Source organism: Deinococcus hopiensis KR-140, assembly GCF_900176165.1.
Lineage (GTDB): Bacteria > Deinococcota > Deinococci > Deinococcales > Deinococcaceae > Deinococcus > Deinococcus hopiensis.
In genome coordinates this window covers 389,613-411,370 of the sequence record NZ_FWWU01000006.1, presented here as the reverse complement: position 1 = coordinate 411,370, position 21,758 = coordinate 389,613, and the positions used below count along the sequence as shown (strand labels likewise).

At 59.9% G+C, this 21,758-nt stretch carries 22 protein-coding genes and 2 pseudogenes; 14 read left to right on the top strand and 10 right to left on the bottom strand.

Annotation, left to right across the window (positions count from 1 at the left end; translation table 11 throughout):
- Positions 1–300: 300 nt before the first annotated feature.
- Positions 301–1,344 carry a hypothetical protein gene (locus tag B9A95_RS08555; protein ID WP_084046505.1) on the bottom strand — a complete coding sequence of 348 codons (1,044 nt, stop codon included), beginning with the start codon at positions 1,342–1,344 and terminating at the stop codon, positions 301–303.
- Between the two features lie 1,243 nt (positions 1,345–2,587).
- On the opposite strand from B9A95_RS08555, the gene B9A95_RS08550 reads away from it, so the two are divergent.
- Together B9A95_RS08550 and B9A95_RS08540 are read left to right on the top strand one after the other, a co-directional pair.
- Positions 2,588–4,381 carry a sensor domain-containing diguanylate cyclase gene (locus B9A95_RS08550; RefSeq protein ID WP_084046504.1) on the top strand — a complete coding sequence of 598 codons (1,794 nt, stop codon included), beginning with the start codon at positions 2,588–2,590 and terminating at the stop codon, positions 4,379–4,381.
- A 988-nt stretch (positions 4,382–5,369) separates the two neighbouring features.
- Positions 5,370–7,862 carry a sensor domain-containing protein gene (locus B9A95_RS08540; protein WP_084046501.1) on the top strand — a complete coding sequence of 831 codons (2,493 nt, stop codon included), beginning with the start codon at positions 5,370–5,372 and terminating at the stop codon, positions 7,860–7,862.
- Between the two features lie 291 nt (positions 7,863–8,153).
- Here the strand turns inward: B9A95_RS08540 and B9A95_RS08535 are convergent, their stop codons facing one another.
- Entirely contained in the window at positions 8,154–8,369 is a 216-nt protein-coding gene (locus B9A95_RS08535) for a hypothetical protein (RefSeq protein WP_084046499.1), read from the bottom strand.
- A 447-nt stretch (positions 8,370–8,816) separates the two neighbouring features.
- Here B9A95_RS08535 and B9A95_RS08530 point away from each other — a divergent pair, with 447 nt between their 5' ends.
- The 5 genes and pseudogenes from B9A95_RS08530 (at position 8,817) to istB (ending at position 13,627) form a co-directional block, all read left to right on the top strand.
- Entirely contained in the window at positions 8,817–9,011 is a 195-nt protein-coding gene (locus B9A95_RS08530) for a Y-family DNA polymerase (RefSeq protein WP_084046498.1), read from the top strand.
- Positions 9,012–9,624: 613 nt separating this feature from the next.
- Entirely contained in the window at positions 9,625–9,915 is a 291-nt protein-coding gene (locus B9A95_RS08525; RefSeq protein WP_084046496.1) for a hypothetical protein, read from the top strand.
- Between the two features lie 101 nt (positions 9,916–10,016).
- A pseudogene (locus tag B9A95_RS08520) lies at positions 10,017–11,156 on the top strand (IS3 family transposase).
- Between the two features lie 387 nt (positions 11,157–11,543).
- Positions 11,544–12,830 carry an IS21 family transposase gene (gene istA / locus B9A95_RS08515; RefSeq protein WP_170928458.1) on the top strand — a complete coding sequence of 429 codons (1,287 nt, stop codon included), beginning with the start codon at positions 11,544–11,546 and terminating at the stop codon, positions 12,828–12,830.
- A complete protein-coding gene (istB, locus tag B9A95_RS08510; RefSeq protein ID WP_084046045.1) occupies positions 12,827–13,627 on the top strand; it encodes an IS21-like element helper ATPase IstB in 801 nt (266 codons plus the stop codon). Before istA ends, istB begins: the two co-directional genes overlap by 4 nt.
- Positions 13,628–13,887: 260 nt before the next feature.
- On the opposite strand, the gene B9A95_RS08505 is transcribed toward istB, so the two are convergent.
- Complete coding sequence (locus B9A95_RS08505; protein WP_084046494.1) at positions 13,888–14,115, bottom strand: hypothetical protein; 228 nt, start codon at positions 14,113–14,115, stop codon at positions 13,888–13,890.
- 323 nt (positions 14,116–14,438) lie between these two features.
- Here B9A95_RS08505 and B9A95_RS31865 point away from each other — a divergent pair, with 323 nt between their 5' ends.
- Both B9A95_RS31865 and B9A95_RS31860 read left to right on the top strand, forming a co-directional pair.
- On the top strand, positions 14,439–14,765 hold the full coding sequence (locus tag B9A95_RS31865) for a hypothetical protein (protein ID WP_139806601.1): 327 nt from the start codon (positions 14,439–14,441) through the stop codon (positions 14,763–14,765).
- Between the two features lie 48 nt (positions 14,766–14,813).
- On the top strand, positions 14,814–15,494 hold the full coding sequence (locus B9A95_RS31860; protein ID WP_139806600.1) for a transposase: 681 nt from the start codon (positions 14,814–14,816) through the stop codon (positions 15,492–15,494).
- A 966-nt stretch (positions 15,495–16,460) separates the two neighbouring features.
- Here the strand turns inward: B9A95_RS31860 and B9A95_RS36955 are convergent.
- From B9A95_RS36955 to B9A95_RS35205, 5 genes are all read right to left on the bottom strand, one after another.
- Positions 16,461–16,817: a transposase gene (locus tag B9A95_RS36955; protein ID WP_425429919.1), complete on the bottom strand. Its 357-nt coding sequence runs from the start codon at positions 16,815–16,817 to the stop codon at positions 16,461–16,463.
- Positions 16,814–17,023, bottom strand: a complete 210-nt coding sequence (locus tag B9A95_RS36570; protein WP_342744575.1) for a transposase — start codon at positions 17,021–17,023, stop codon at positions 16,814–16,816. The genes B9A95_RS36955 and B9A95_RS36570 overlap by 4 nt, the downstream gene beginning before the upstream one ends.
- Positions 17,024–17,107: 84 nt before the next feature.
- Entirely contained in the window at positions 17,108–17,491 is a 384-nt protein-coding gene (locus B9A95_RS08485; protein WP_245808206.1) for a transposase family protein, read from the bottom strand.
- Between the two features lie 8 nt (positions 17,492–17,499).
- Positions 17,500–17,694, bottom strand: a complete 195-nt coding sequence (locus B9A95_RS35210) for a hypothetical protein (protein WP_245808197.1) — start codon at positions 17,692–17,694, stop codon at positions 17,500–17,502.
- Between the two features lie 25 nt (positions 17,695–17,719).
- Positions 17,720–17,911 (bottom strand): hypothetical protein, encoded by a 192-nt coding sequence (locus B9A95_RS35205; RefSeq protein ID WP_245808196.1) that lies wholly within the window; start codon positions 17,909–17,911, stop codon positions 17,720–17,722.
- Positions 17,912–17,985: 74 nt separating this feature from the next.
- Between B9A95_RS35205 and B9A95_RS36950 the strand changes: the two genes are divergently transcribed.
- From B9A95_RS36950 to B9A95_RS36940, 3 genes and pseudogenes are all read left to right on the top strand, one after another.
- The gene (locus tag B9A95_RS36950; RefSeq protein ID WP_084046560.1) at positions 17,986–18,366 is read left to right on the top strand and encodes a helix-turn-helix domain-containing protein; all 381 of its coding nucleotides are present in this window, start codon (positions 17,986–17,988) and stop codon (positions 18,364–18,366) included.
- Positions 18,367–18,389: 23 nt separating this feature from the next.
- A complete protein-coding gene (locus B9A95_RS36945) occupies positions 18,390–18,494 on the top strand; it encodes a winged helix-turn-helix domain-containing protein (protein WP_084046489.1) in 105 nt (34 codons plus the stop codon).
- Between the two features lie 62 nt (positions 18,495–18,556).
- A pseudogene (locus B9A95_RS36940) lies at positions 18,557–19,057 on the top strand (transposase); the annotation flags it as partial.
- Between the two features lie 414 nt (positions 19,058–19,471).
- On the opposite strand, the gene B9A95_RS33455 reads toward B9A95_RS36940, so the two are convergent.
- Positions 19,472–19,618: a hypothetical protein gene (locus B9A95_RS33455; RefSeq protein ID WP_170928528.1), complete on the bottom strand. Its 147-nt coding sequence runs from the start codon at positions 19,616–19,618 to the stop codon at positions 19,472–19,474.
- A gap of 35 nt (positions 19,619–19,653) precedes the next feature.
- Between B9A95_RS33455 and B9A95_RS31855 the strand changes: the two genes are divergently transcribed.
- A complete protein-coding gene (locus B9A95_RS31855) occupies positions 19,654–19,839 on the top strand; it encodes a hypothetical protein (protein ID WP_139806599.1) in 186 nt (61 codons plus the stop codon).
- Positions 19,840–20,137: 298 nt separating this feature from the next.
- The gene (locus tag B9A95_RS31850; RefSeq protein ID WP_139806598.1) at positions 20,138–20,371 is read left to right on the top strand and encodes a hypothetical protein; all 234 of its coding nucleotides are present in this window, start codon (positions 20,138–20,140) and stop codon (positions 20,369–20,371) included.
- A 447-nt stretch (positions 20,372–20,818) separates the two neighbouring features.
- On the opposite strand, the gene B9A95_RS36935 is transcribed toward B9A95_RS31850, so the two are convergent.
- Positions 20,819–21,148, bottom strand: a complete 330-nt coding sequence (locus B9A95_RS36935) for a transposase family protein (RefSeq protein ID WP_084046486.1) — start codon at positions 21,146–21,148, stop codon at positions 20,819–20,821.
- Positions 21,149–21,758: the final 610 nt, after the last annotated feature.

Sequence of the window (21,758 nt, the reverse complement as noted above, 5' to 3'; positions counted from 1 at the left end):
TTCGCATTTTACGCTACAACTGCCTTTAATATTAACACGCCAGCCAAGGGATTGGCATCTGTGATAATAAATACTCGTTTCTTTCCTAAATATAAAGCCTCCAAAAGCATGAAGAAGCAGTAGTCCTTCTTGTTTGACTGGGGTACTTAATCAGCCATCAATGATCCCAGTTTTACGTTGCTTGGTAGATTATAGACGCTAGATTAAATGTCATAGCGAGTGGTTAGGGACGAGGGTTATTCTCGTACTAAGTAGTTACAACGCGTGCAGGACCCACTCTCTTCCTGAGCGTGGGAGAATTTATTCATCTTGTCGTGGCCCGTGTGAAGGACCGAGCATGTCACGAAGCGTGGCATTCACGTCCACATGCAGGACGGAATACAGGGCGCGCATGACACTCACGGCCGCCATGAGCAGGTCGTCTTGCACCTCCCCCAGTTCGGATCCGTCGGCCCAGCCAGGCATCCCACTGAGGGGCAACACGGTCACGAGCGCGCGCAGGAGGTCTTCATGCCCACACGTGTCCTCCACCGGCGTGCTGAGGTGGGCGAGGGTCGCCTCCGTCCCGGGAAACGTCCGTTCTAGACAGGCTTGTAGGACCTGTTGGGCTTCTGGTCTGGAAGGCGGGAGCGTGGAGCCGATCGCAGCCAGCAAGGCGACGACAAACTGGAGGGAGAGCGCTCCCCCCTGCGTGTCGGGTTCCTCGGGCAGGTTGAGGATGGCGCGGGCAATGCCGCCCAACTCGAACATGGTCTGAACGTGCAGGGTGGACAGGTTCACCGTGTCGCCGGGCTGGACTCTATGCAGCCGCATGGCCTGTTCACACGCGTCGAGGAGGGCCAGGGGTGGGGCTGAACTGAGGAAGCTGCCCGTGGAATGCAGTTCACACCAGCCTTGCCCCGGTTGGTAGAGCTCGTGCACGTCCTGGAGCGCGAGGAGCGCGAGGACGTCCTCCTGAAGTTCGCCTTCTGGTCGGGGGAAGACGTCCGGCGTTCCTTGGGCGTTCCGGGTAAGGATGAGGCCCGGGTGTTCTTCGGCGACCTTGATCAGGATGAGGTCCAGGGCGGCGTTCTCGACGGTGGCGGGCAGGCCGGATGGGAGGGTGCGACCATGGAGGCGTTGGAGGAAGGTGGCTTCCTGGTACGGATCATTGAACGCGACGTCGATGTGGCCGGCGCGGCTGGTGAGGTGGGCAATCTGTTTGTCGTTATGCGTGAGGGTGGCGGACCAGTCCTGCAGGGCTTCAGGTTGAATACGGAGGGCGCGAATGTCGTACGCGTGTGGATGGCCGAGCAGGGGTGGGTGTGGGGGCCCCAGGTGCGCGAGGGGCGAGGGGGTGGACATGACGCCAGGGTAGTTCAGTTCAGGAGGACAGGTCCTTCCAGGGAGCAGGGCCGCCCGTGGGGGCGCGGCCTCCTGGAGGACGAAGGGGCCCAGGACCCACGGTCGAGCCGCCACCTGAGGGGGGCGCGTGCGCCGGGTTTGGCGCGGAGGAAGAGGCGTTGGTGAACGAATACGGGGCTGAGGGCGAACCGAGGACCACCAGACGCTCCGGAAAGGGGGGATCCACCGGTTGGACGACGGGGGACTGGCGGGCGTGGGTTGACACGTGCTGGGCCAGAGAAGGGTGCGAGTGAGGGGCTTTTCAGGAAAACGGTGGAGGCATGCGGAGCGCAGGGGGGATAGGACCGTGACGTCCAGGGTGAGCGCGGGCGTCAGAGCTCACGGCGCGGAGCAGGTCTTCCATGTGTCGTGCGCTGCCCACAATCGGCGAAAGGGCGGCACGATCTGCCGGGCAGCAGGGCAAATCACCGGGTTGATTGTGAAACCCGGGCATGACGTCGTGCGGCGCTGGCCATCCCCTGCTGGCATGCGAGGAGGACCGGCCGGCACTAACCCGGCAAGCCGAATCGTGGGGGCCCAACGGGTCGATGGATAACTGGCGGCGTAAGGACGTGCGCCGCATTGACGGTCTCCCCACTGGTCTGTTCGGCGACGATGCGGCGAACGACCCGGATGGGTCAGTTGCGATGTCGGCTTTGGAGATGCCGCGCCGTCAGAAGAAGCCTCGGCGGCCTCGCGGATAAAGAGCGCAGCGAGGTGGCCCGGCTCAGCTGCCCGCGCCGCACGGCAGCGGTGGTCGTCAGCCGCGCCAGGGACACTGCCGGGTGTGGCGCCGGGGAGAGGAACCGCATTCGGCGCGGCGTTGCGCGTCGGTTTAGGCGGACCATTGGGCCCGGCACCGTGGGGCGTCGCCACAGCAGCGTGGGTGACGTGATTTCGCCCGCGATCACTGCAGCGCAATAACCTGATGCACCGGCCGGACACGTTCCCCCTTCAGCGCGCCTTTGGTCCAGGCGAAGACGTCCTCGAAGGCCCAGCTCTGCAGGCCGCGCCCGGCAGCCTGGCTCAGGGTTGGCGCCCGTGATTCTGGGTACGGGTGAGCAGGACCTCATCCAGAATGATGTGCAGGCAGACGCTGAGGCCCGAAATGCCGGAGGCTTGACCGTTCCGCCTAAGGTGACTGTCAGAACACTGCTGCTCTGAACCTTTATTCTGGGGAGAACTTTCCTGGAGTGCCTCCCCTATGATTCGACTTCGTACCTACCTCCTTCAGCGTCAGGTCCTGTTGTGGACCATCGTCTTGCTGTCTGGAGGGCTGAGCGTGTGGACGATGGTCAACAACGCGGCGGCGACCCAGGACGTTGCCGAGACGCAGCAGGAACTGGCCCAGATCCAGGCCACCTTGGTGACCGTGCTCAACCTGGAAACGGGCATTCGTGGCTACGCCATCACCGGGGAGCGTCCTTTCCTCGAACCGTACAACGCCGCGCGCACCACGATGGACGCCCAGTTGCAAACCCTGCGCCGTTCACAGTACGAGCACGTCGACCCAGGCAGCTCCGGGCAACTCGGCCGAGTCGCGCGCATCGAAACCCTGCTGGGCCAGTGGTACCGCGACATCGCGGACTATGCGGTTGCCAACCGGACTGCGCAGCCTCAGCGGGTGGTGGTTCGGGAGAAAAGCGGGCTTGGAAAGCAGCTGATTGACGCCATTCGGCAAGAGATCCAGGCGTACACCACAGCGGAGCAAAGAGAATTGCGGGTCCGGCAGACCGAGGTGGCACGGGCACGGTGGATCAATCAGGTCGTGACTGTGGTGGGCGTCCTGGCCGCCATCCTGACTTCCGTGCTTTCCAGCTTGCTCGTCGCTCAGACGCTCAGCCGGAAACTCCACCGTTTTGCGGAAGCCGCAGCGCGCCTTGCTGCGACGGAACAGCCCTCTTTGCTGGGGGAATTCCGGATTCTCGAGGTAAGACGCCTGGCCGCCAGCTTTAACGCGATGTCCGTCCGCCTCTCCGAATCCCATACAGCGCTGGTCGAGCAGAATGCGGCGTTGCAGGACCGCAACGTAGAGGTGGTTACGAGCAATACGCTGGCCACCCAGCTGCAGACTTGCCTAGGCCTGGAAGAAGGGCAGGTTGTTCTGCAGCACGCGCTCCCGCAGGTCTTTCCGAGCCTCAGTGGAACGCTCTCCATTCTGAATTCGTCCAAGAACTTGCTGGACGTTCAGGCGCAGTGGGGGGGAACCAGGAGGGGCGAGACACTGACGTTCGAGCCCAGTCAGTGCCTCGCCGTTCGCCGGGGGCAGCGTTACGATCCAAAGGAAGAACCCCTGGGGCTGCCCTGCCCCCTGATGCAGGAGGCCCACCTGTGTTTTCCGCTGCTCGCTCAGGGAGAAGCCCTGGGACATCTGCGCTTGTGGGGTTTGCCAGAGGAACCCGCCTTGCAAGCGAGGATCCGGTCGTTGGCGACGACGGTGGCCAATCAGAGCGCCTTGGGGCTGTCCAACCTGCGGTTGCGGGAAACCTTGCGGCAACAGAGCATACGTGACCCACTGACGGGACTGTTCAACCGCAGGTATCTGGATGAAACGTTTGAGCGGGAGTTGCGGCGGGCGGTGCGCCATGGACAACCGCTGTCCGTGCTCATGTTGGACGTCGATCACTTTAAACGGTTCAACGACACGTACGGGCACGAGGCTGGGGACCAGGTGCTGATCGAACTGGGCCAGCTGTTGCGCAAACAGTTTCGGACAGAAGACGTCGTGTGCCGGTATGGCGGGGAGGAATTCGCGGTGGTATTGCCCGGAGCAGACCTGACGGCCGCGCACGAGCGTGCAGAGGGATTGCGGCAAGCGGTGAGCAGGCTCTCGGTGGAGCACGGGGGGGAAACGGTCGGAGCAATCTCGCTCTCTATTGGCGTGAGCGCCTACCCGGTGCACGGGGAGGACACCGGGCATCTCTTGGGGCTGGCGGATCAGGCGTTGTACCGGGCGAAGCAAATGGGCCGGGACCGGGTGATGGTGGCCGACAGTTGAGGAGAACGTCGCCGCAGGCGGCCCTGCCCATCGCCCGGGCGGTGACAGCATCACTGCGCTGTGCCCGGACGTCAGCGAGAAAGGCCGTCCACACCTGGAAGGCCCAGTTCCTGAAGGTGCGCTGTCCCATCCCACCTACGGCGCCCGGCGACCCCATCTGGTCCTGAGCCAGTCGGGCGCCCAGGAACAGCGAGCGGAGGGACATCTGGGGCCGCTCGCCGGGCCCTGAGGGAGGTCTCATCCCCCGCTGCCCGGGAAAACCTGGGAGAGGGCAGCCACGGCCCTCAGTGATACGGTTTTCGGATCTTCCGTTACGCCCCCTCCGCTTCGGTGATTCCACGCCTCTGCGTCACCGTTTTTCCTGCCTGCTCTGCGGCGTAGCGTTGCACGTCCGCTCGGGTTGGCCCGTGATTTCATCACGGATGAACCCGAATCCTGATGAGACCCTGCGGCCCCTGGATCAGCGGGTTCAGGTCGGTGCGGCACAGTTCAGCCCGGGGACGGGAACTGCTGGGCGCAGCTTGTGCTCGACCTGGAGACGCGGTGCTCGCTGCGTTACGGACTTGCGGCTCCCCGCGATCTGGGGCTTCAGGAAGCGCTTTTGTTAATCACCGGTGGCGGCTGCCGATTTCACCTTGGCGGCCTTTCAGGAGGGAGCAGGCTGGGTGAGGGCAAAGGTATCGCAGAGGGTGTCTTCCGCGAGGACCTCGCCACCTTGCCGCAATTGCACACGGGCGTGGCGGCTTTCGGAGACTGACAAGCTTCGGTTTCACTCGGTCCTGGGCCAGGCTGCCCGGGGGCGGCAACCTCCCGTCACTGCCAAGACGCTGGCTGCCCGCACCGCCGTTTCTTTCGCCCGCTCTGAAAGGCGCGTGCTTTACACTCTACCCAGCAAAACCTGCGCCCACTGAAGTGCCGGACAGTGCGCGCAGTCCCGACCAACGCCTTAGCTCTCCGGGCTTTCCCTCTGCCTTTCTCGAGGTTATTCATGGGTTTAACGCAGCACAGCGTGGGAGAATTCACCACCGTCTCCAACGGGACACCGGACGCCCTCCTCCTGCTGGGTCCTGCTCAGGAGATCGCCTGGATGAATCCCGCTGCTGCCCGGCTTCTCGGAATTCACCCTGAGGATCAGGGCAAGCTGTGGACCGAGGTGTTGCCTACAGAAGCGCAGGCGTCCATGCGTTGGGGACTTTCGGTGGTCTTGCAGGGGCAACCCCACCGCTTTCAGGCGCTGCTGCCCGGCGCAATCATGGCGACCGTACATCATTGCGATGTCCTGATGACCCCGTTGCGAGGTCAGGAGGGCGCGCTGAGTTCTGTCCTGGTGATTTTGCGTGAGCGTGAACCGGCGCTCCCCCTCACTGGCGGCATCGGGATGAACAGCATCGAGGCTGCCGAAGTGCTGGAGAACATGCACGACGCCTTTTTCATCCTGGACGCCGAGTGGCGCCTCACCTACCTCAACCCGCAGGCCGAGCGGCTGGTGGGGCTGCGGGCAACTGATCTTTTGGGCCGCGACTTGTGGGAGGCGTTCCCCGACCTGCGGGGATCCAGTTGGGAATCCCGGTATCGCGAGGCCATGCGTGAGCAGAAGCACGTGTGTCACGAGGATTACTACACCGGCCTGAACACCTGGTTTACCCTGGATATGCACCCACACCGCGGCGGGCTGGCCGTGTACTTTCAGGACATCAGCGAGCGAAAAAGAGAGGAGCGGACCCAGGAAGACCGCAACACCATTCTCGAGATGGTCGTTCGGGGTCAGCCCCTCTCCGAGGTTCTGAATCAAGTGGCCCTGATGGTGGAGCGTCAGTTGCCGGGGTACGCCTGCTCGCTCACGCTCAAGGAAGGCGACGCCCTGTTCGTGGCGGCGGCGCCAAGCCTTCCGGTGGCGTTGAGAGACGCGCTGGACGGCCTCCCAGTGGATGAAGAACCCCTCGCCTCCATGATTCGCGGCACCGTGATCGTTAAGGACCTCGAGGAGCTTACGCCGCCCAATGATTTACGAACGCTGCTGCTGGCCGGCGACTTCCGTTCGTGCACCGCCGTCCCCATTTCGAACGGCCACGCGGCGCCTCTGGGCTCGCTCGCGGTGTTTGGGAAGCGGCCGCTGGAAAAGGCGGACGGGACCATTATGCATCTGGACCGAGCCAGCCAGCTGTCTGGCGTTGCGATCGAGCACCATCACCTCACGGCCCAGCTTTTGCACCACGCGAAGCACGATCCGTTGACAGGGTTGATGAACCGCGAAGCGTTCAACCAGTGCCTGGAAGAGACCCTGCAGGCCGTCAGGGGGGACCAGGAACCCCTGGCCTTTTTGTTTATCGATCTTGACGATTTCAAGAGCGTCAACGATACCTTTGGACATCACGTGGGCGACGCGGTGCTCGAGGAGGTGGCGCGCCGACTCAAGACCCAGGTCCGAAAAGGAACGCCCCTGGCGCGCATCAGTGGCGACGAGTTCACGGCCTTGCTGCCTTTTACGCAAGAGGACGGCGCAGAACTGGTGGCGCGCAGAATCCTGGAAGCGCTGGGAAGGCCCTTTGTGTTTCCAGAAAGGGAATTCAACTTGACGGCGTCGATTGGCATCAGCGTGGTGCCTGGGGGAGGCCGGGACGCGGCCACCCTGCAGCGCAACGCCGACCTGGCCATGTACCGCGCCAAAAGTCAGAAGACTGGCTTTGCCGTCTTCCGCAGTGAAATGAACCGCCGTGCCTACGAACGTTTCCAACTCGCTTCGTACCTGCGCCGGGCCGCTGAACTCCAGGAGCTGGAACTCCATTACCAGCCGGTCGTCTTCCTGGAAGACGGGTCAGTTGTGGCGGTCGAAGCCCTGCTGCGCTGGCGTCATCCCCACCTGGGGTGGGTGTCACCGGCGCACTTCATCCCGATTGCCGAGGAGACGGGGCTGATCCTCCCCATTGGCGAGTGGGTCTTGCGCGAAGCCTGCAGTCAGGGGGCCGCGTGGCTTGCCGCAGGCCACCCGCCCCTCAGAATTGCGGTGAACGTGGCGTCACTTCAATTTGAACGGCCAGAGTTCGCGCAGATTGTTCAGGCGTGCCTGCAGGAGACCGGCTTTCCCGCGGAACTTCTGGAGCTTGAATTGACCGAGCGGACCGTGATGCGCAACGTGGACGAATCTGTCGGCCAGATGCGGGCGCTGCGCAACCTGGGGGTTTCGATTTCGATTGACGACTTTGGGACTGGCTATTCCAGCCTGAGCCAACTCGCCCAGTTGCCGATCAACATCCTCAAGATCGACCGGGCGTTCGTCACACAGCTCGCTGGAACCTCGGGAGGAACGCCTCTCGTGCAGGCCATCATCAATCTGGCCGGCGCGCTCCAATTAACCACCATCGCAGAAGGCATTGAAAGCGAAGAGGAGCGAAGCATCCTCCTGAACCTGGGGTGCACGCTCGGGCAGGGATACCTCTTTGCCAAGCCCCTGCCAGCGGGTGACGTGATGGGAGGAAAATAACGCCTGCGCCTGACCGTTCAAGAAGCGGGCACGTGCCGGAAGAGAGCAGGAGGTGCATGAAGGGCGCGGGCACCAGGCGAACGAGGGACCCCGGCTACAAAACCAGACGTCGCCCCACCGCGGCGGTGAACGCTCCGGGTTCTGTAAAAATTGCGTAGGCGCCAGGCACGAATGCCAGGTGCGCGTTCGCTGACCGGCACACGGTCTGCCGGGAGACAAGCGCCGGGTTCACGGCGTCTGTGTTCGTCTCAACAAAGGCGGCGGGGCCTTTAGTTTAGTCCGCTGTGCGGCCTACTGCCACCGCCAGCGTGCTGTCCAGCCTCCCGCCGTACCCCTGCGGCTGAGCAGCACTTCTCTCCCATCCTGCAAGCACCAGATCTCAACGTGCTCATCCGGCTTACGCCCAGTTCCGGGCTTCACGTACCAGTCGGTCCTGCGGTAGGTCCGAACGGTCTCGCCATTGACCTGCAGGGCGAGAGCCACTTCACTGTACTGAACGACCTCCATGGACTTCAGACCGCTTGTGAAGGCATGCGTGAAACCATTTGATCGGGAAAAGCCCATCAGACCGAAGGGCCTGGGGGAAAACGCAGAGCAGATGCCTGCCCCAGGGAGGCACAGATTTCTAAACGCTTTTGCTGCCCCTTTTGCGTGAGGACGTAGTATCCCCCGGGTCCAGGCCGGCGGGTCGCGAAGCGTTCAGCGACAACGAGCGGGGCGGCGCTGGTTGCCGTTTTGCGGCTGACGTGAGGCGGGAGCAGCAGGAGCCAATCATGCAGGCGAATCGGCCCATCGGGCATCACGGCGATCAAGTGATCGATGACTCGAACGTCCCCCTTAAGTCTCTGAGGCATCTGAGAAGTTTAGGTTTTCTTTATTTTCAGATTTGTCACTCTCTCCTGGCCTTTTCGTCCTCCGTCTGACTTCACGGTCCGCATCCCCTTGTCGCACCGGATGCGGGCGCCTTTTTTCACGAGCGTAGAACGCCGGGGTCACCCGGGCCTGGGCGGGAAAGCGCTGGCGGTGATGCGTCGCCGGCCGCGCAGCGTTGGGACGGGCACGACCTACCAGGCCAGGCAGGACGGCGTGAAGCGTGCCCTGCCCCCGCCGCGCCGTACGGCCCTGACGCGCTGCGCTGCCCTCACTTGATTGAGGTGGAGTCCCGAAAGGAGGCGTACCGGGAAGCGGGCCGGATGATCCAGGGTCTCCCCGAGAAGCACGGACCTCGCGGAGCGCTTGAGCCTCGTCCTCTGGGTCCATGCTTCTCAGAGGGCCGTCTGGTAAGGGCCCAGGACGGCTTTACCTCCTCTTCCCCGAGGACAGGCTTCCCCCGCGCTCGCGAGCTTTTCTCGAGCTGTCATACGACTTCTGGATCATCCACTCCGTCCGCTCCGGCGATTCCACGCCTCTGTGTCACCGTTTTTCCTGCTCGCTCTGCTGCGCAGCGCCGCACGTCCGCTCGGCCTGGCCGCTTATTTCACCCCTGATGAACCGGAATCGTTCGTGTGTAGATTCCGTCTGTTTCGCCAACACACTGGAAGACCACCGGTGTGTTTTCCTCCAGACCCGGAGTCCGTTTCTCTCCTTCTCGCTCTGCCCGGACTGCACCGCTCCGCACGGGGTTCAACCGGAGTCCGTATTGCCTGCTGCATACACGTGGACGCGGGGTCACTGACTTCATCTCCCCCCTCGCAGCAGGTCCCGGCCTTGGCAGCGCTTTCTCCCCCTCAACTCACTCCGCCTGAACCTAAACTGAGCGAACATGAAGATCCAGGAGCTGACAGAGTTGCTGAGAGAACAGGAGCGCTTGACCAACGAGTTCGAGGAATTAATGGAGCGACTTAAACAACACCCCATTAATCAGGTGGTCGACACCACCAGTACAGAACAGTTTCAGTCGCTCCAACGCAGTCGAGAATTCAGTCAAGAAGCGATGGAGAAGCGCGAGCAGATGACGGCGCTGCTGAAGGACTTCAATGCCCGGCTGGGCGGAAATGTTCAATTCCTTCAACGTGTACTGATAGAGCTGGACGGACACGACGAGGACATTTGAACGCTTGACGAGGAAGTCGACCTCATGGACCTCTATGGGTACGTGGAGTTCAGTCGATTTTGCGCAGGTGGAGTTAAGCCTCGATGATAGGAGGCACGACCATGACCCTGCGCAGAACCTTCACGACCGACTTGAAGCGAGAATCCGTCCACCTCACCCAGCGACCAGAAATGCCGGTCACCCAAGCCGCTCGAGACCTGGGCATTGGAATCTCCACCTTGCAGCGCTGGATCCGCGAAACTCACCAGCAAGGCGACGCCGCCTTTCCCGGACTCGGACGTCAGATTCTCACGCCTGAACAAGAAGAGATCTGCAGACCCCACAAAGAGAGTGAAATTCTGCGTGAGGAACGGGAAATTCTAAAAAAAGCCACGGCCTTCTTCGCCAAGCAAAGTCGCTGAGATTCGTGCTCATCGACCGACATCTCAGCGAGTTTCGTCTGGACACGATGTGCCGCGTGTTGGACGTTACGGTGAGTGACTTTCACACCTGGCGAAGAAGGCCGCCTTCCCTGCGCAGCGTCCTGGACGCCGTGCTGAGCTTACGAATACAAGCGGTGTATCAAGTACGGTACGGTGCGGATTCATGCCACCCTTCACCGAGAGGGCACCACGTGTAGCGAGAAACACGTTTCTCGCCTGATGCGCCCTCAGGGTCTGATCGGCAGGACTCGCAGGCGCCTGACCAGGACCACCGTCTGTGACTCTCGGCAGGGGGCCGCGGAGAATCTGTGAGCACGCGAATTCAGCCCAGAAAACCTCAATGAGGTGTGGTCGTCGGACCTGAGCTACATCCCGACGAAAGAAGGCTGGCTCTACCTCGCGGTGACATTGGACCTGTATGCTCGCGGTGTCGTGGGCTGGGCGATGGAGGCCACCATGCCCGCCGAGCTGCCTCTCCGGGCACTTCACGTCGACAGGCGCAACCCCGCTGCGGGGTTGCTGCATCACAGTGACCAGGGGAGTCAGTACACCAGCGGTGTGTTCCAGACCCCGCTGATTCAGCGGGGCATGATCTGCAGTATGAGTCGCAAGGGGGAATGCTGGGATAATGCTGTCTCAGAAAGCTTTTTTGAGACCCTGAAGCGTGAATTGGTTGATGATCAGGTCTACGAAACCCGTGAACAGGTCAGGCGGGCAATCTTCGAGTACATCGAGGTCTATTACAACCGAAAGAGGCTGCACTCGACTCTGGGGTACTCGATGCCAGAGGAAGCTGACCGGCAAGCTTTAGTGGCTTAACCACAAGTGTGCAGAATCGGGGGAACCCCAGTGGCTATGGCTGGAGCTTTTGAACACCCTCTGACGGGCGCGCCGCTGTTCCTCCCCAGCTTCAAAACCGGGCCATCCTTGTGCTTTCGGTGATCTCCTACAGGCCATACACGTCCTGGCCGTCTTGGCTAAAGAGATTGCAGGCCGTTCCAGCTATCCTCTTGCTGACATCATCGAAGAGTTGGCGCGGAGGATCGTGGATTATAGAGCAGAATTTTACTCATCTCCCTTCTCTTGACGATGGCGGGATAAAAATGACCAGGAAGGGCGGGACAAATTTGACCACTCCGAGGAAGGAGACCTCTCCGGCCTACGATTCATCGCGAATCGGAGGTCTACATGCTCGGAGGCGCACAGGTGCGACGCATCATCGAACTCAAGGCCGCTGGTCAGACCGTCAGTGGGATCGCCCGTCAACTTGACCTGAGCCGCAACACCGTCAAGAAGTACCTGCGAGATCCCGGCCTACCCCAACCCAAATCGCGTCGCAAGAAGGGAAGCAAGCTCGATTCGCACATCCCCTACCTCACCGGTCGAATTGAGCAGGGTGTGCTGAGCGCCGTGGTGCTGTTCCGCGAGGTCCAGGAGCGGGGATACAACGGGCAGTACACGGTGGTCAAGGACTTCGTGCGCCCATTTCGGCGGACACATGTGTCCGCCAGCCGTGTCACCACTCGCTTCGAGACCGATCCAGGGGAACAGGCCCAGGTCGATTTCGGACGGTACAGCTACATCAACCTGGAGGGGCAGACCCGGTCCATCTGGGCCTTCGTGATGGTGCTGGGATGGTCCCGCGCGCTGTACGTCGAGTTCATCCGCAAGGCCGACACGGCCAGCTTCATCCGGTGCCACCTCAACGCGTTCGCCTATTTCGGCGGAATGACCCAGACCATCCTGTACGACAACACCAAGCAGGTTGTGCTGGAACGCGACGAGGCCGGTCAGCCGGTCTGGAATCCCCAGTTCCTGGATTTCTCCTTGCGGCTTGGCTTTGCCATTCGGCTCTGCCGCCCCTACCGACCACGCACCAAGGGCAAGGTGGAGAGCGGCGTCGGGTACGTCGAGAAGAACTTCTGGCTAGGCGCGAAGTTCGTGGACGATGCCGATCTCAACCGTCAAGCCAGGCACTGGCTTGACCATGTGGCGAACGTCAGAACCCACGGTACCACCCGCGAAAAGCCCTGCGAGCGACTTGTGGTGGAACGGCCTGCCTTCAGACCCTTACCTTCACTGGAATCTTTATCGGTGTTCGTGCGGGAACCCCGCAAAGTCGGTTGGGACGGGTTCGTATCGTACGGTGGGAATTTCTACGGCGTCCCCTGGCGCTATGCCGGACAGACCGTCGACGTGCAGGCCAACAACCTGGAAGTGCAGGTGTTCAGCGGTTCCACCCGGATTGCTGTCCATCCACGGTCCGCCCAGCGAGGAGCGCGCTTCCTGGTGGAAGCGCAGTACGACGGCCTGCCTGTACCGGGTGACGATGCACCACGGCGGCGCGCCTTACTGGCATCCCAGACCGAAGGCTTGCCGGAGATGGAGGTCGAACAGCGGTCCCTGGCTGAGTACGACGCGCTGGTCGCAGTCGGCACCACGGCGACGCTGGAAGAGGTGTTGGCGACTGTCTTTCGGGAGGAGGAAGCATGATGGTCGTCGAACGCTGCCGGGAGGAGCTGGAAGCGTTGGGCTTGCCGCATGCGGCAAGCTTGCTGGAGAGCCGCCTGGACGCAGCAGCTAAGAAAGAGTTGTCGTACGCGGATTTTCTGGCAGACCTGTTGCGCATCGAGGTCATGGCCCGGGACGAGGACAGCCGTGCGAAGCGGCTGAAACAGGCCCGCCTGCCTTTTTTGCGGACCCTGGACCAGTTCGACTTTGCTTTTCAGCCGAGCGTGGACAAGCGGCTGGTCAAGGAGTTGGGAACCCTGTCGTTCGCAGCAGATGGTCAGAACGTCATCCTGTTGGGACCGCCGGGAGTCGGGAAGACGCATCTGGCGGTCGGGCTGGGGATGACGGCCATCCAACAAGGGGAGAGCGTGTTGTTCGTGCGGGCTGGGCAACTGATGGAGGACCTGCGCAAAGCGCAGGCCCTGAATCGGCTGGAATATCGACTGCGGTACTACGCGAAGCCGAAGCTGCTGGTGATCGATGAATTTGGCGTGTGGCCATATGACCGCCTGGCGGCGAATGCCCTGTTCGGCTTGATCGCTGCGAGGTACGAGCGGGGCAGCGTGATCCTGACGTCGAACAAGGGCTTTGCTGATTGGGGCGAAGTGCTGGGAGATCCGGTAGTGGCGAGCGCCATTCTGGACCGACTGTTGCACCACAGCCACGTGTTGAACATCAAGGGGGAGTCATATCGCCTGCGGGAGAAGAAGAAATCTGGGTTGTTCCCCAGCGCACTGGTGGGGATCGGCGAGACGGGTCAGGAGGTGAAGCGCCGTTGAACACAGGGGGAGTGGTCAAAATTATTCCGCCGGAAGTGATCACTTTTACTGCGCCATTGACACTCTCGCCCAGCAGTTCACCCGCGCCTTCTTCAACAGGGGCTTTTTCCGGCCGCAAGACGTTCTCATAAGGATTTGGGTCACCCGGTTATTTCATAACGGATTGACCCGAGCGGAGCGAGCAGGAAAAACGGTGACACAAAGGCGTGGAATCAACGAAGCGAAGAGGAGGGGATGGAACTGGTGATCCGGAAACTGTATCAGTGGTCAATGGGGCGACGTTCCTGCGGAAGGCTCAACTCGCTCTTGTCCACCTTTTCTGTCGCTGCGTCTGAAGGCGAAATGTCAGTGTCATTCGCCATTTCCCGAAGTTCGCGGTTGACTGCCTCCGACACCTCAGGCGTCCACTCGCCGTGCTTGGTCATGTTGTCCGAATGTCCGTGATCTGTTTCGGGGGTGTCGTTCTGCTCAGGTCGTGATTTGCTCATCTTGCACCTCAATCCGAATTCAACCTGTTTTTCCATGTACGAGGGCAAGAACTGGAGGTGTTTTCCCTAACGTCCCTTTAGATCTGAGCTTCAACGACACCCCCCCACTACAAGAGAGAAGGTTTTGTTGTCCCTCGTATTGGTAATTCCTACTGTCCAAGTCAATTCATGTAGTACCCTTGTCCCGTGCTTTATTCCAGATTGAGCGAGCAGATCTGAGGGACTGACAAAAAGTATGAGAAAGCGTCCCCAGTAGGGGGCACTTTCTGCTTGTGAGAACCGAAAACGCCGCCGGGGACGTTCCCCGACGCTACAAAGCGGTTATGGCTCACGTGCAGACCGGACTGTGGAACGATGTTCGCAACGCGCAGACCCTCGCATGGATGATCACCGGCCGGTTGCTCTCTGGGTGTCCTTCCCTGCCTGCCTGGGTCCCTCACATCCATTCCAGAGCGGTCTTTGCTCAGAGCACCGAACGCCGCTACCGTCGGTGGCTGGACAATCCAGCCATTGATCCGGGGCAGATCTATGGTCCTCTCGTGACTCGCGCATTGTGGGACTGGGGCCAGCACACCTTGGTGTTGGCACTCGACACCAGCATGTTATTTGAACGGTTTTGTCTGATTCGTGTGGCGGTGCTGTTCCGGTGACGAGCGGTATCCCTCGTCTCCCGAGTTCTTGAGCATCCCAGCACTCAGGTGAGTACGGCGCAGTTGCTGCCCATCCTGGCCGAGGTCAAGGGGATGCTTGATTTCCTGGGGATACACCAGGTCCGCCTGCTCGCAGATCGAGGATTCTGCGACACCCATTTGATGGCCTGGCTTCAGGTCTGTGGATGGCATTTCCGTATCCGGATCAAATCCAATGTGCTGCTCGCTGCCCCGCAGGGGCAGCGACTGTGCAAGGTGGGCGAGGTTCAGCTCGTCCCCAGAGAAACCCGCTGTTTCCACAACGTTACCCTCACTGGACGGCACTTCGGCCCAGTTCATGTGGTGGGGCGTCCAACAGACGCTCCAGAACAGTGGCAGGTCGTCAGTGACCAGCCAACCCGCATCGATACGTTCGCCGAGTACGGCGAACGCTTCCAGATTGAAGAGGGCTTTTTGGACGACAAAAGCGGGCTCTTTGGGTTGGAGGATTCCAAGCTCCGAGACGTAGCAAGCTTGGAACGGCTGATCCTGGTCATTGCCGTCGCCACGCTGCTTTTGGTGTCCGAAGGACTTCAGGTCGTGCAGCGTGGCGACTCGGCGTGTCCTCTACCCTCACTGGCAAAGAGGATTGAGCTCTCTCAAGATCGGTCTACGGGCCGTATAACACGCTTTGAGCCGGGGTCAGGCGATCTTGACCCGCCTGACCCTTCAAGGCGGTCCCGATCCTGAACCGCTGGGCGTTCGAAAACGTCCTCAGCCTACCCCCCTCGTCACGCTTGAAGTCGGCTGGACGCTTGTTTTCCGCTTATCCTCATAAAATTTGTCAAGCCATCAGGGGCAGCAACTCTAATACTTTAAATTCATTTTAGAGTGCATGACATATGAGGCTGGACTGCCCTGTGTGACGCGCCAGGGGAGGGCGTGCGGATCACTGTTCCTATGGAAGGTCCGAAGTGGATGAAGGGGCGCTGGAGCGCCATTGAGCCCCAATCAATGTATGCCTCCAGCGTTGCCCTTTGATTCTTTCACCTGGTGATCCTGCCCTTTTCCAGGTGGCTTTGAGCAAGCCCATGCAGGCTCTTGCGCAGCGAACAGCACGGGCCAGTGCATTGAGCTCGCTGACGTACTGGAAGTCGTGCGCGCACAGGTCCTGTCCTCCTCAATGATGCACCCCGCCTTCTGGGCGGGGTCTTTTGCTGGGGGGCTAAGGAAGGAGTTCGAAGGTTGCAACCTGGGTTCGCGTGATGAGGCTTTGCCGTACTGTCTCCTCCTCACCAGGGCTGCGAACGAGGAGAACCTTGTCGGGCCCCTCCCTCCAGACCTCCTGGAGGCGTTGCGCTTCGGCCAGAGGCATATTGAGGTGCTCGTGTGTCTTGCCATCTTTGGTGGTGATGCGAATTCCGGCCATGGGGCACCTTATCTCCCGTGCGTACCTATCTTGTCATCGGGGGCTAGTTTTGGGGGTCAGCGTGAGGTTTGAGTCGATTGAGCCTGGACTTCTCCTCTCCCCCAAAGGTTCACCCCGCCTTCTTCAGCGGCGGCTCTTTCTGGCGCACACCCTCTATGCCCTGGACCCCGGACTCGCTGCCCTCCCAAACCCCCGTGGTAGGTGTCTCTGCATCTGTACTCAGGCGACGAGACAGTCCAACTTTTGCTGGACGCATGCCTAGGTCAGCGCATGAAGTCATTGCCCCCTCAAATAAAGTGCGTCTGAAGAAGGTCAGGGTGGACCTTTGCCAAGCGGCGGACCATCAAGCGGATTAGCACCTTATAGACAAGGTTCTCCGCTGTCTCCAGCAGAGCTTCGTCGTCCCTGGCCATGCGCCTGGATTTCCAGGGCCAGGCAAAGGTCCGCTCCACGACCCGGCGCCGTTTTAACACCACAAATCCCGTATGCACCTCCACGTGTCGTGGAGGTGCGTCTTTTGGTGCCCAGGTGCTTTGCCGGCCTGACCAGGGATGCTTCACGATCTCCAGCGTCCAGCCGAGAAACGTTCCCTGTTCTCCTGCCAATTTTCCGGTGTATCCCGCATCCGCCCACAGGTGCTTCATTCGGGGAAAAACATTCGGCGCCCCCTCGCAGGAGGAGGACCGCGCCCGCGCGGGGGAAGGACGTCCGCTTCATGCACTTTGATCGCCATGACGAGGCAGGGCGTATCCACGAGCAGATGACGCTTCCGTCCACTGACCTTCTGATCGCCGTCGTACCCGCGCGGCCCACCTGCCTCTGTCGTTTTGACTGATTGGCTGTCAATCATTCCAGCACTTGGTGTCTCAGGACGTCCTTCTCGCGCTCGGACCAACTCACGTAATACGGTGCTAAAATAGGCCTCTTGCGAAAGTCATGATGGACAGGCTTGTGTGAGGTTACACAGCGCCGCGATGAGCTGAAATCGGAGCGCGAACCGACGCCGCCGATGTCGGTACACGCCCTTCAACACGTGGAAGATCTTCATGTGGCGGATCACACGTAGGGTACCCTGCCGGGTGTAGGCCAGCACACGGTTCTCCTGGCGCTGCTCAGCGGACAGAGGCGACGCGAGCGTCGCCTTGTGCGTGGTGATGGCGTGCTGATGGCTTCTCCACAAGCCTTGGTACCCAGCATCTCCAATCAACGCCGTTTGGTGAGGGAAACGGACGCCGGACAAACGGAACAGCTTCAGGTCATGAACTGCTCTAGCGCTCGTGGCGGTGCTGAAGATGCGCTTCACGGTGCAGATGAGCAGCTGAAATTTCAGGGTGTGGCACTTTTTCTTCCCGCTGTACCAAGCGCGCTGCTTTTTTTGGGCCGTTCACAGGGCACTTCAGCTGCATCGACCGCAACGATGCTGTGCACGAGTTGCGCTCCCTGAAACACGCGTTTCTTGGGCATCTGGAACCGTGCACTGGCGATCAGAGCCGCTTCCACGCGTTCCACCGTGCGGTGCACGCCATGCTCATGCACGCCCCAGTCGTCACCCAGGTGCGCGAAGGTACGCTGCTCGCGCCAGAATTCCAGCGTGACTGAGCAATTGTTCCGCCACGCTGAGTGCGGCTGGGCGCCCAGACTTCTTCTTCCGTCCTTCGCGTCGCATCAGCACCTCTTCCATCTCGGCAAAGGTCTCCGGGTAGACCCCGGTGCGTCGACGAAACTGCTTGCGATTCATCTTCAGTGTGCGTGTCAGACGGTCTCGCTCCACCCTGCCAGCTTCGCCCACCACTTTCGCAAGAAATCTAATGAATTTTAAGTATAAGAGCTGCTGTCCTAATTCCGCACCATACATTTGAAGAACTTGAAGTTGCGTATCGTCAAGCCAAACGTCCTATTGAGCACTCCCGTTGGCAGATCATCTGGCTTAAAAGCAAAGGAAAGTCAATTCCAGAGGTCATTGATGCTACCGGTTTCTCACGTACGACGATCAGTACGTTTATTGCTGCCTACAATGCCAACGGCGAACAGGCCCTTCTGGATAAGCGTCAGTTTAATAAGTCCGATCCGGCTCTAAACCCAGACCAGCAAGAGGCATTATTTCAGACTCTCGAGAGGGAACCTGAAACAGGTGATCTCTGGACCAGCAAAAAGTCAAGATACATATCCAGGAGCATTTTGGGATTGAAGTGACTGAGGCCTGTGCTTAGGGCTACTTGAAAAGGCTTGGCTTTACTATTCAGGTTCCTCGACCGACTCATAAGGAGGCGGCTTCTCCCAAAGAACAGGGGGCATTTATAAAAAAGTCGAGGCGGCGCTGAGCTTTGCTCAGGCCGCCTACCCCGAAAAGCAAGTTCGCCCTTAGATCTAGGACGAAGGAAGTTTTGACCTTAAGCCAGTGTTGAAGCGCCTCTGGGCGCTTCGGGATCAACGGCCTGTGATTGCTCAACGCCGGCGTTATCAATGGCTCTACACCTACATTTTCGTCGAACCTCAGACGGGCCAAAGTGAATTCCCGATCTTTCCCACGGGCAACATCCCACTAATGGAGATCGCTCTGAGAAAGTTCAGTCGGGCTGTCGACCCTGAGGGTCGACAGCTTATTGTGTTTCTACTCGACCAAGCGGGGTGGCACATGAGTAAGAAACTCAGCATTCCTCCCAACATCTTCCTACTCCCATTCCCCACCTATACACCTGAACTTCCGGCAGCAGAACCTATGGTCAAGAAATTGAAAGCACCATTGGTGAACAAAATAATTCGAAATATTCAAGAAGTCGAAGATCTGATCGTAAGAGAATGTGAAAGACTTAGAAATTGCCCTCAGGAAGTAAAGTCGTTGACCCTCTTTCCCTGGATTAAACACGTTTTAGACTCATCTTAATCCTGTACCATGGTACTCCGTTGGGTCTGAAACTGCTGGCAAAAAACACGGTGGATTCCCACTCTTTCCGTACCGCCCTGACCCCAGAAATACGGGCGCCATCCATCAGATTCCCGCCAGTCAACGGAGTACCAATAATTTGGTCTGCAACGCTTCCCACACGCCTTGCCGCCTCCTTATCCTGTGCGCGTGGTCGATTGTTTGCCAGGGGGAGAGATTATGAGGCCGTACCCCGCCAGGCGACGTCCTGCGTGTAGGACAGAGAAGATGCTGTCCAGAATTTCTGCAAAGACCACTTGTGGCATCGGCCCACAACAGCTTCAGGAGAGGTCAGTGGCTGGAGGACGTTCCACCCGGCATCGGTGAGATTGTTTGGGGGGACGCCCGTGTCATGCGCGCACCACCTCCGCCCTATCATCCCTCCATCCTGTGGATAAGTAAAACCCGTTCCAGCACGTTTTTTAGACGCACTTTAGCGAGGTAGGCATCGGTCAGCACCCGGTCCTTGCCGGAGAGGGCCGCACCCAGCCCCTCGGCAGTTGTGGGTGTGTCGCTTTGCATAGGTGCAGTTACCTCCTCAGGTGTAGGGTGGAAACGTGGAACGTGTAGCGCACATGCCGGATCACCCCAACGGGAATTTGGAGATTTTTGAAGACGAGTACGGTGAGTACCACGTCTTTGCCGTTGGCAAAGACGTGACGGACGTTGCCGGGAGTATTGGCGTGGCTCCTAAAGCCATGCTTCTTATGGCTGCTGAATTTTGGGATAAAGGACTGTTTTGATCACCGTCCTGGCTTCATCCCTGGGCTCGAGGCTCACCCCCCGCAGCACCGGCGCTCACCCCAGCCCGCCCAGGTAGAACGGTTCCTGAACACACTGACGCTCGAACGTTCGCGGCGTGGTCTTCTCTCGGCCACGCCGTTCCTGAGCCATGAAGTACGCCCCGCGCACATCCGGGAGATGCCGTTGGAGGCCACGGCGACGAGCTCGCTTGCTGGCTTTCTTCGACAGAGCAAGTCACGTCCAATCCCTGTACTGTTTTTCAAGGACAGCAGCGCAGGTGTGGACTAAAGTGGACCCGTGCCCCAGCCCTTGGTTGTCCTCAATCAGAAGCCAGGCAAACACCAGCTCCGAATTTCAAAGACCACCACCCAGCGCGAGGATTGTCCAGCTGGCAGCAAAGAACACTTCTGGCATGTGCACCTCGATGGCGAAGACATCACCTCGGAGCTTTGCCTCAGGGTGAATGCATTTCAGGAAGAAGTGGTGCACGCTGCCCTCCTCGCCTTTAGTCGCTTGAAACGGCGGCACTGAACCTCTCCTCCTGACGAGCAACGAAAAAGCCCTACCTTTCAGCAGGGCGGTATTCCAGTTTCACTCGGCTGGGATATGACGATGAGGACCTCCGCAACGCAATCAGAGCTTCCTTACAAGAAACTGACGCCACAAGAAAAACCCCCGCTCTTTAAGCGGGGACCAGCTTCCCTGGACTGGTATGAATGCCTAGACCATAACGCTCATATTCTGGCGTAATTGTCACCGGGTACAGAAGTATCTCTCCTTTGCTTAAGGTACTGCGACTCTTTTCGGACTCTACAAAAACGGTGAGATCTTTGTTCCAAACCAGCAAGCCGTGATGGTCAATCGCTGCACCCCCTCTTGTATCACGCGGAGCGGTCCTTCTGCCTGTTCGCCCAGCATCTGCACCGCCAGCGTCAGCGCAGCGGCGGCATCGCGTGTAGCGCGTTCCTGGTGCTGGTGTCAGTTGCCCATCCTCTCGCAGGAGGCTCGCCATGCAGTTGTGGGCCTCGTACCCGCAGCATCCATCTCGAACAGCACACCCAACAGATGCATCGGAAGGGAATGGCGGAGGTAGACCAGGGTCAGCAGCAATCGGTGAGGAACATCGAGCTTGAACTGTCGCCCTGCTCCAATCCGGCGTTGCCGTCCCTCCCGTAGGAGGGACCGGCGATGGGCTCTCTCCCAGAGGGGTTCCAGGTGGGTCGCCAGCTCCTGAAACGCACTTGGGCTCAACCCACACAAAGATTCAAAGGAACGGGGCCGCTGGCTCAGTCGCTCGACGCGCAACATCACTCTATTTTTCCCCTCTCCCTTCTACTATGCAACGGGTCTTCAATGGTCTTCGCCGCCTCGCGCAGCTCGCGGGCCTGCCGTTCGTTCTCGGGTTGTCAACCAACGGTTGTCAGCAGCTGCGTGGTTGGCGCCGCGCCGATCAGTTGCTGGGCACGTTGCCGAGACCAGCCCCACACGGCCTCGCAGTAATCGCCGAAGGTCTTGTGCTCGGCGCGGTACAGGCGGCGCTCTCGGATGGTCAGCAGGGACTCCCAACGGCCACGACCCCTTGCCAGCCGGAACGAATGCAGCCCTCTAACTGGGCGAGGTCAGCGCGTTCCTCGGGGGCTAAAGTATTACCCTGAGAGGTAGGCATGGCGTTCATGTGTTGCCTCTCTGTTGGAACTGTGCTCTTGCGAGAATAGGTACATGACTCGCTCGGCAAAAGGTAAGGGGTTGGAGGCAGCACTGGAACTGGCCAGGCGGTTTGCTGGCAAGCTGGCCCACTTGAGTAAGGACGAAGACGTTCGTAAGGCTTCGATCCATACGGTCCAAGCAATCAGCGATCTGTTGAAGGCCATTCGAAAGGCATCTGCCAAGTAACAATGTCATGATCTCTGGTCAAGTC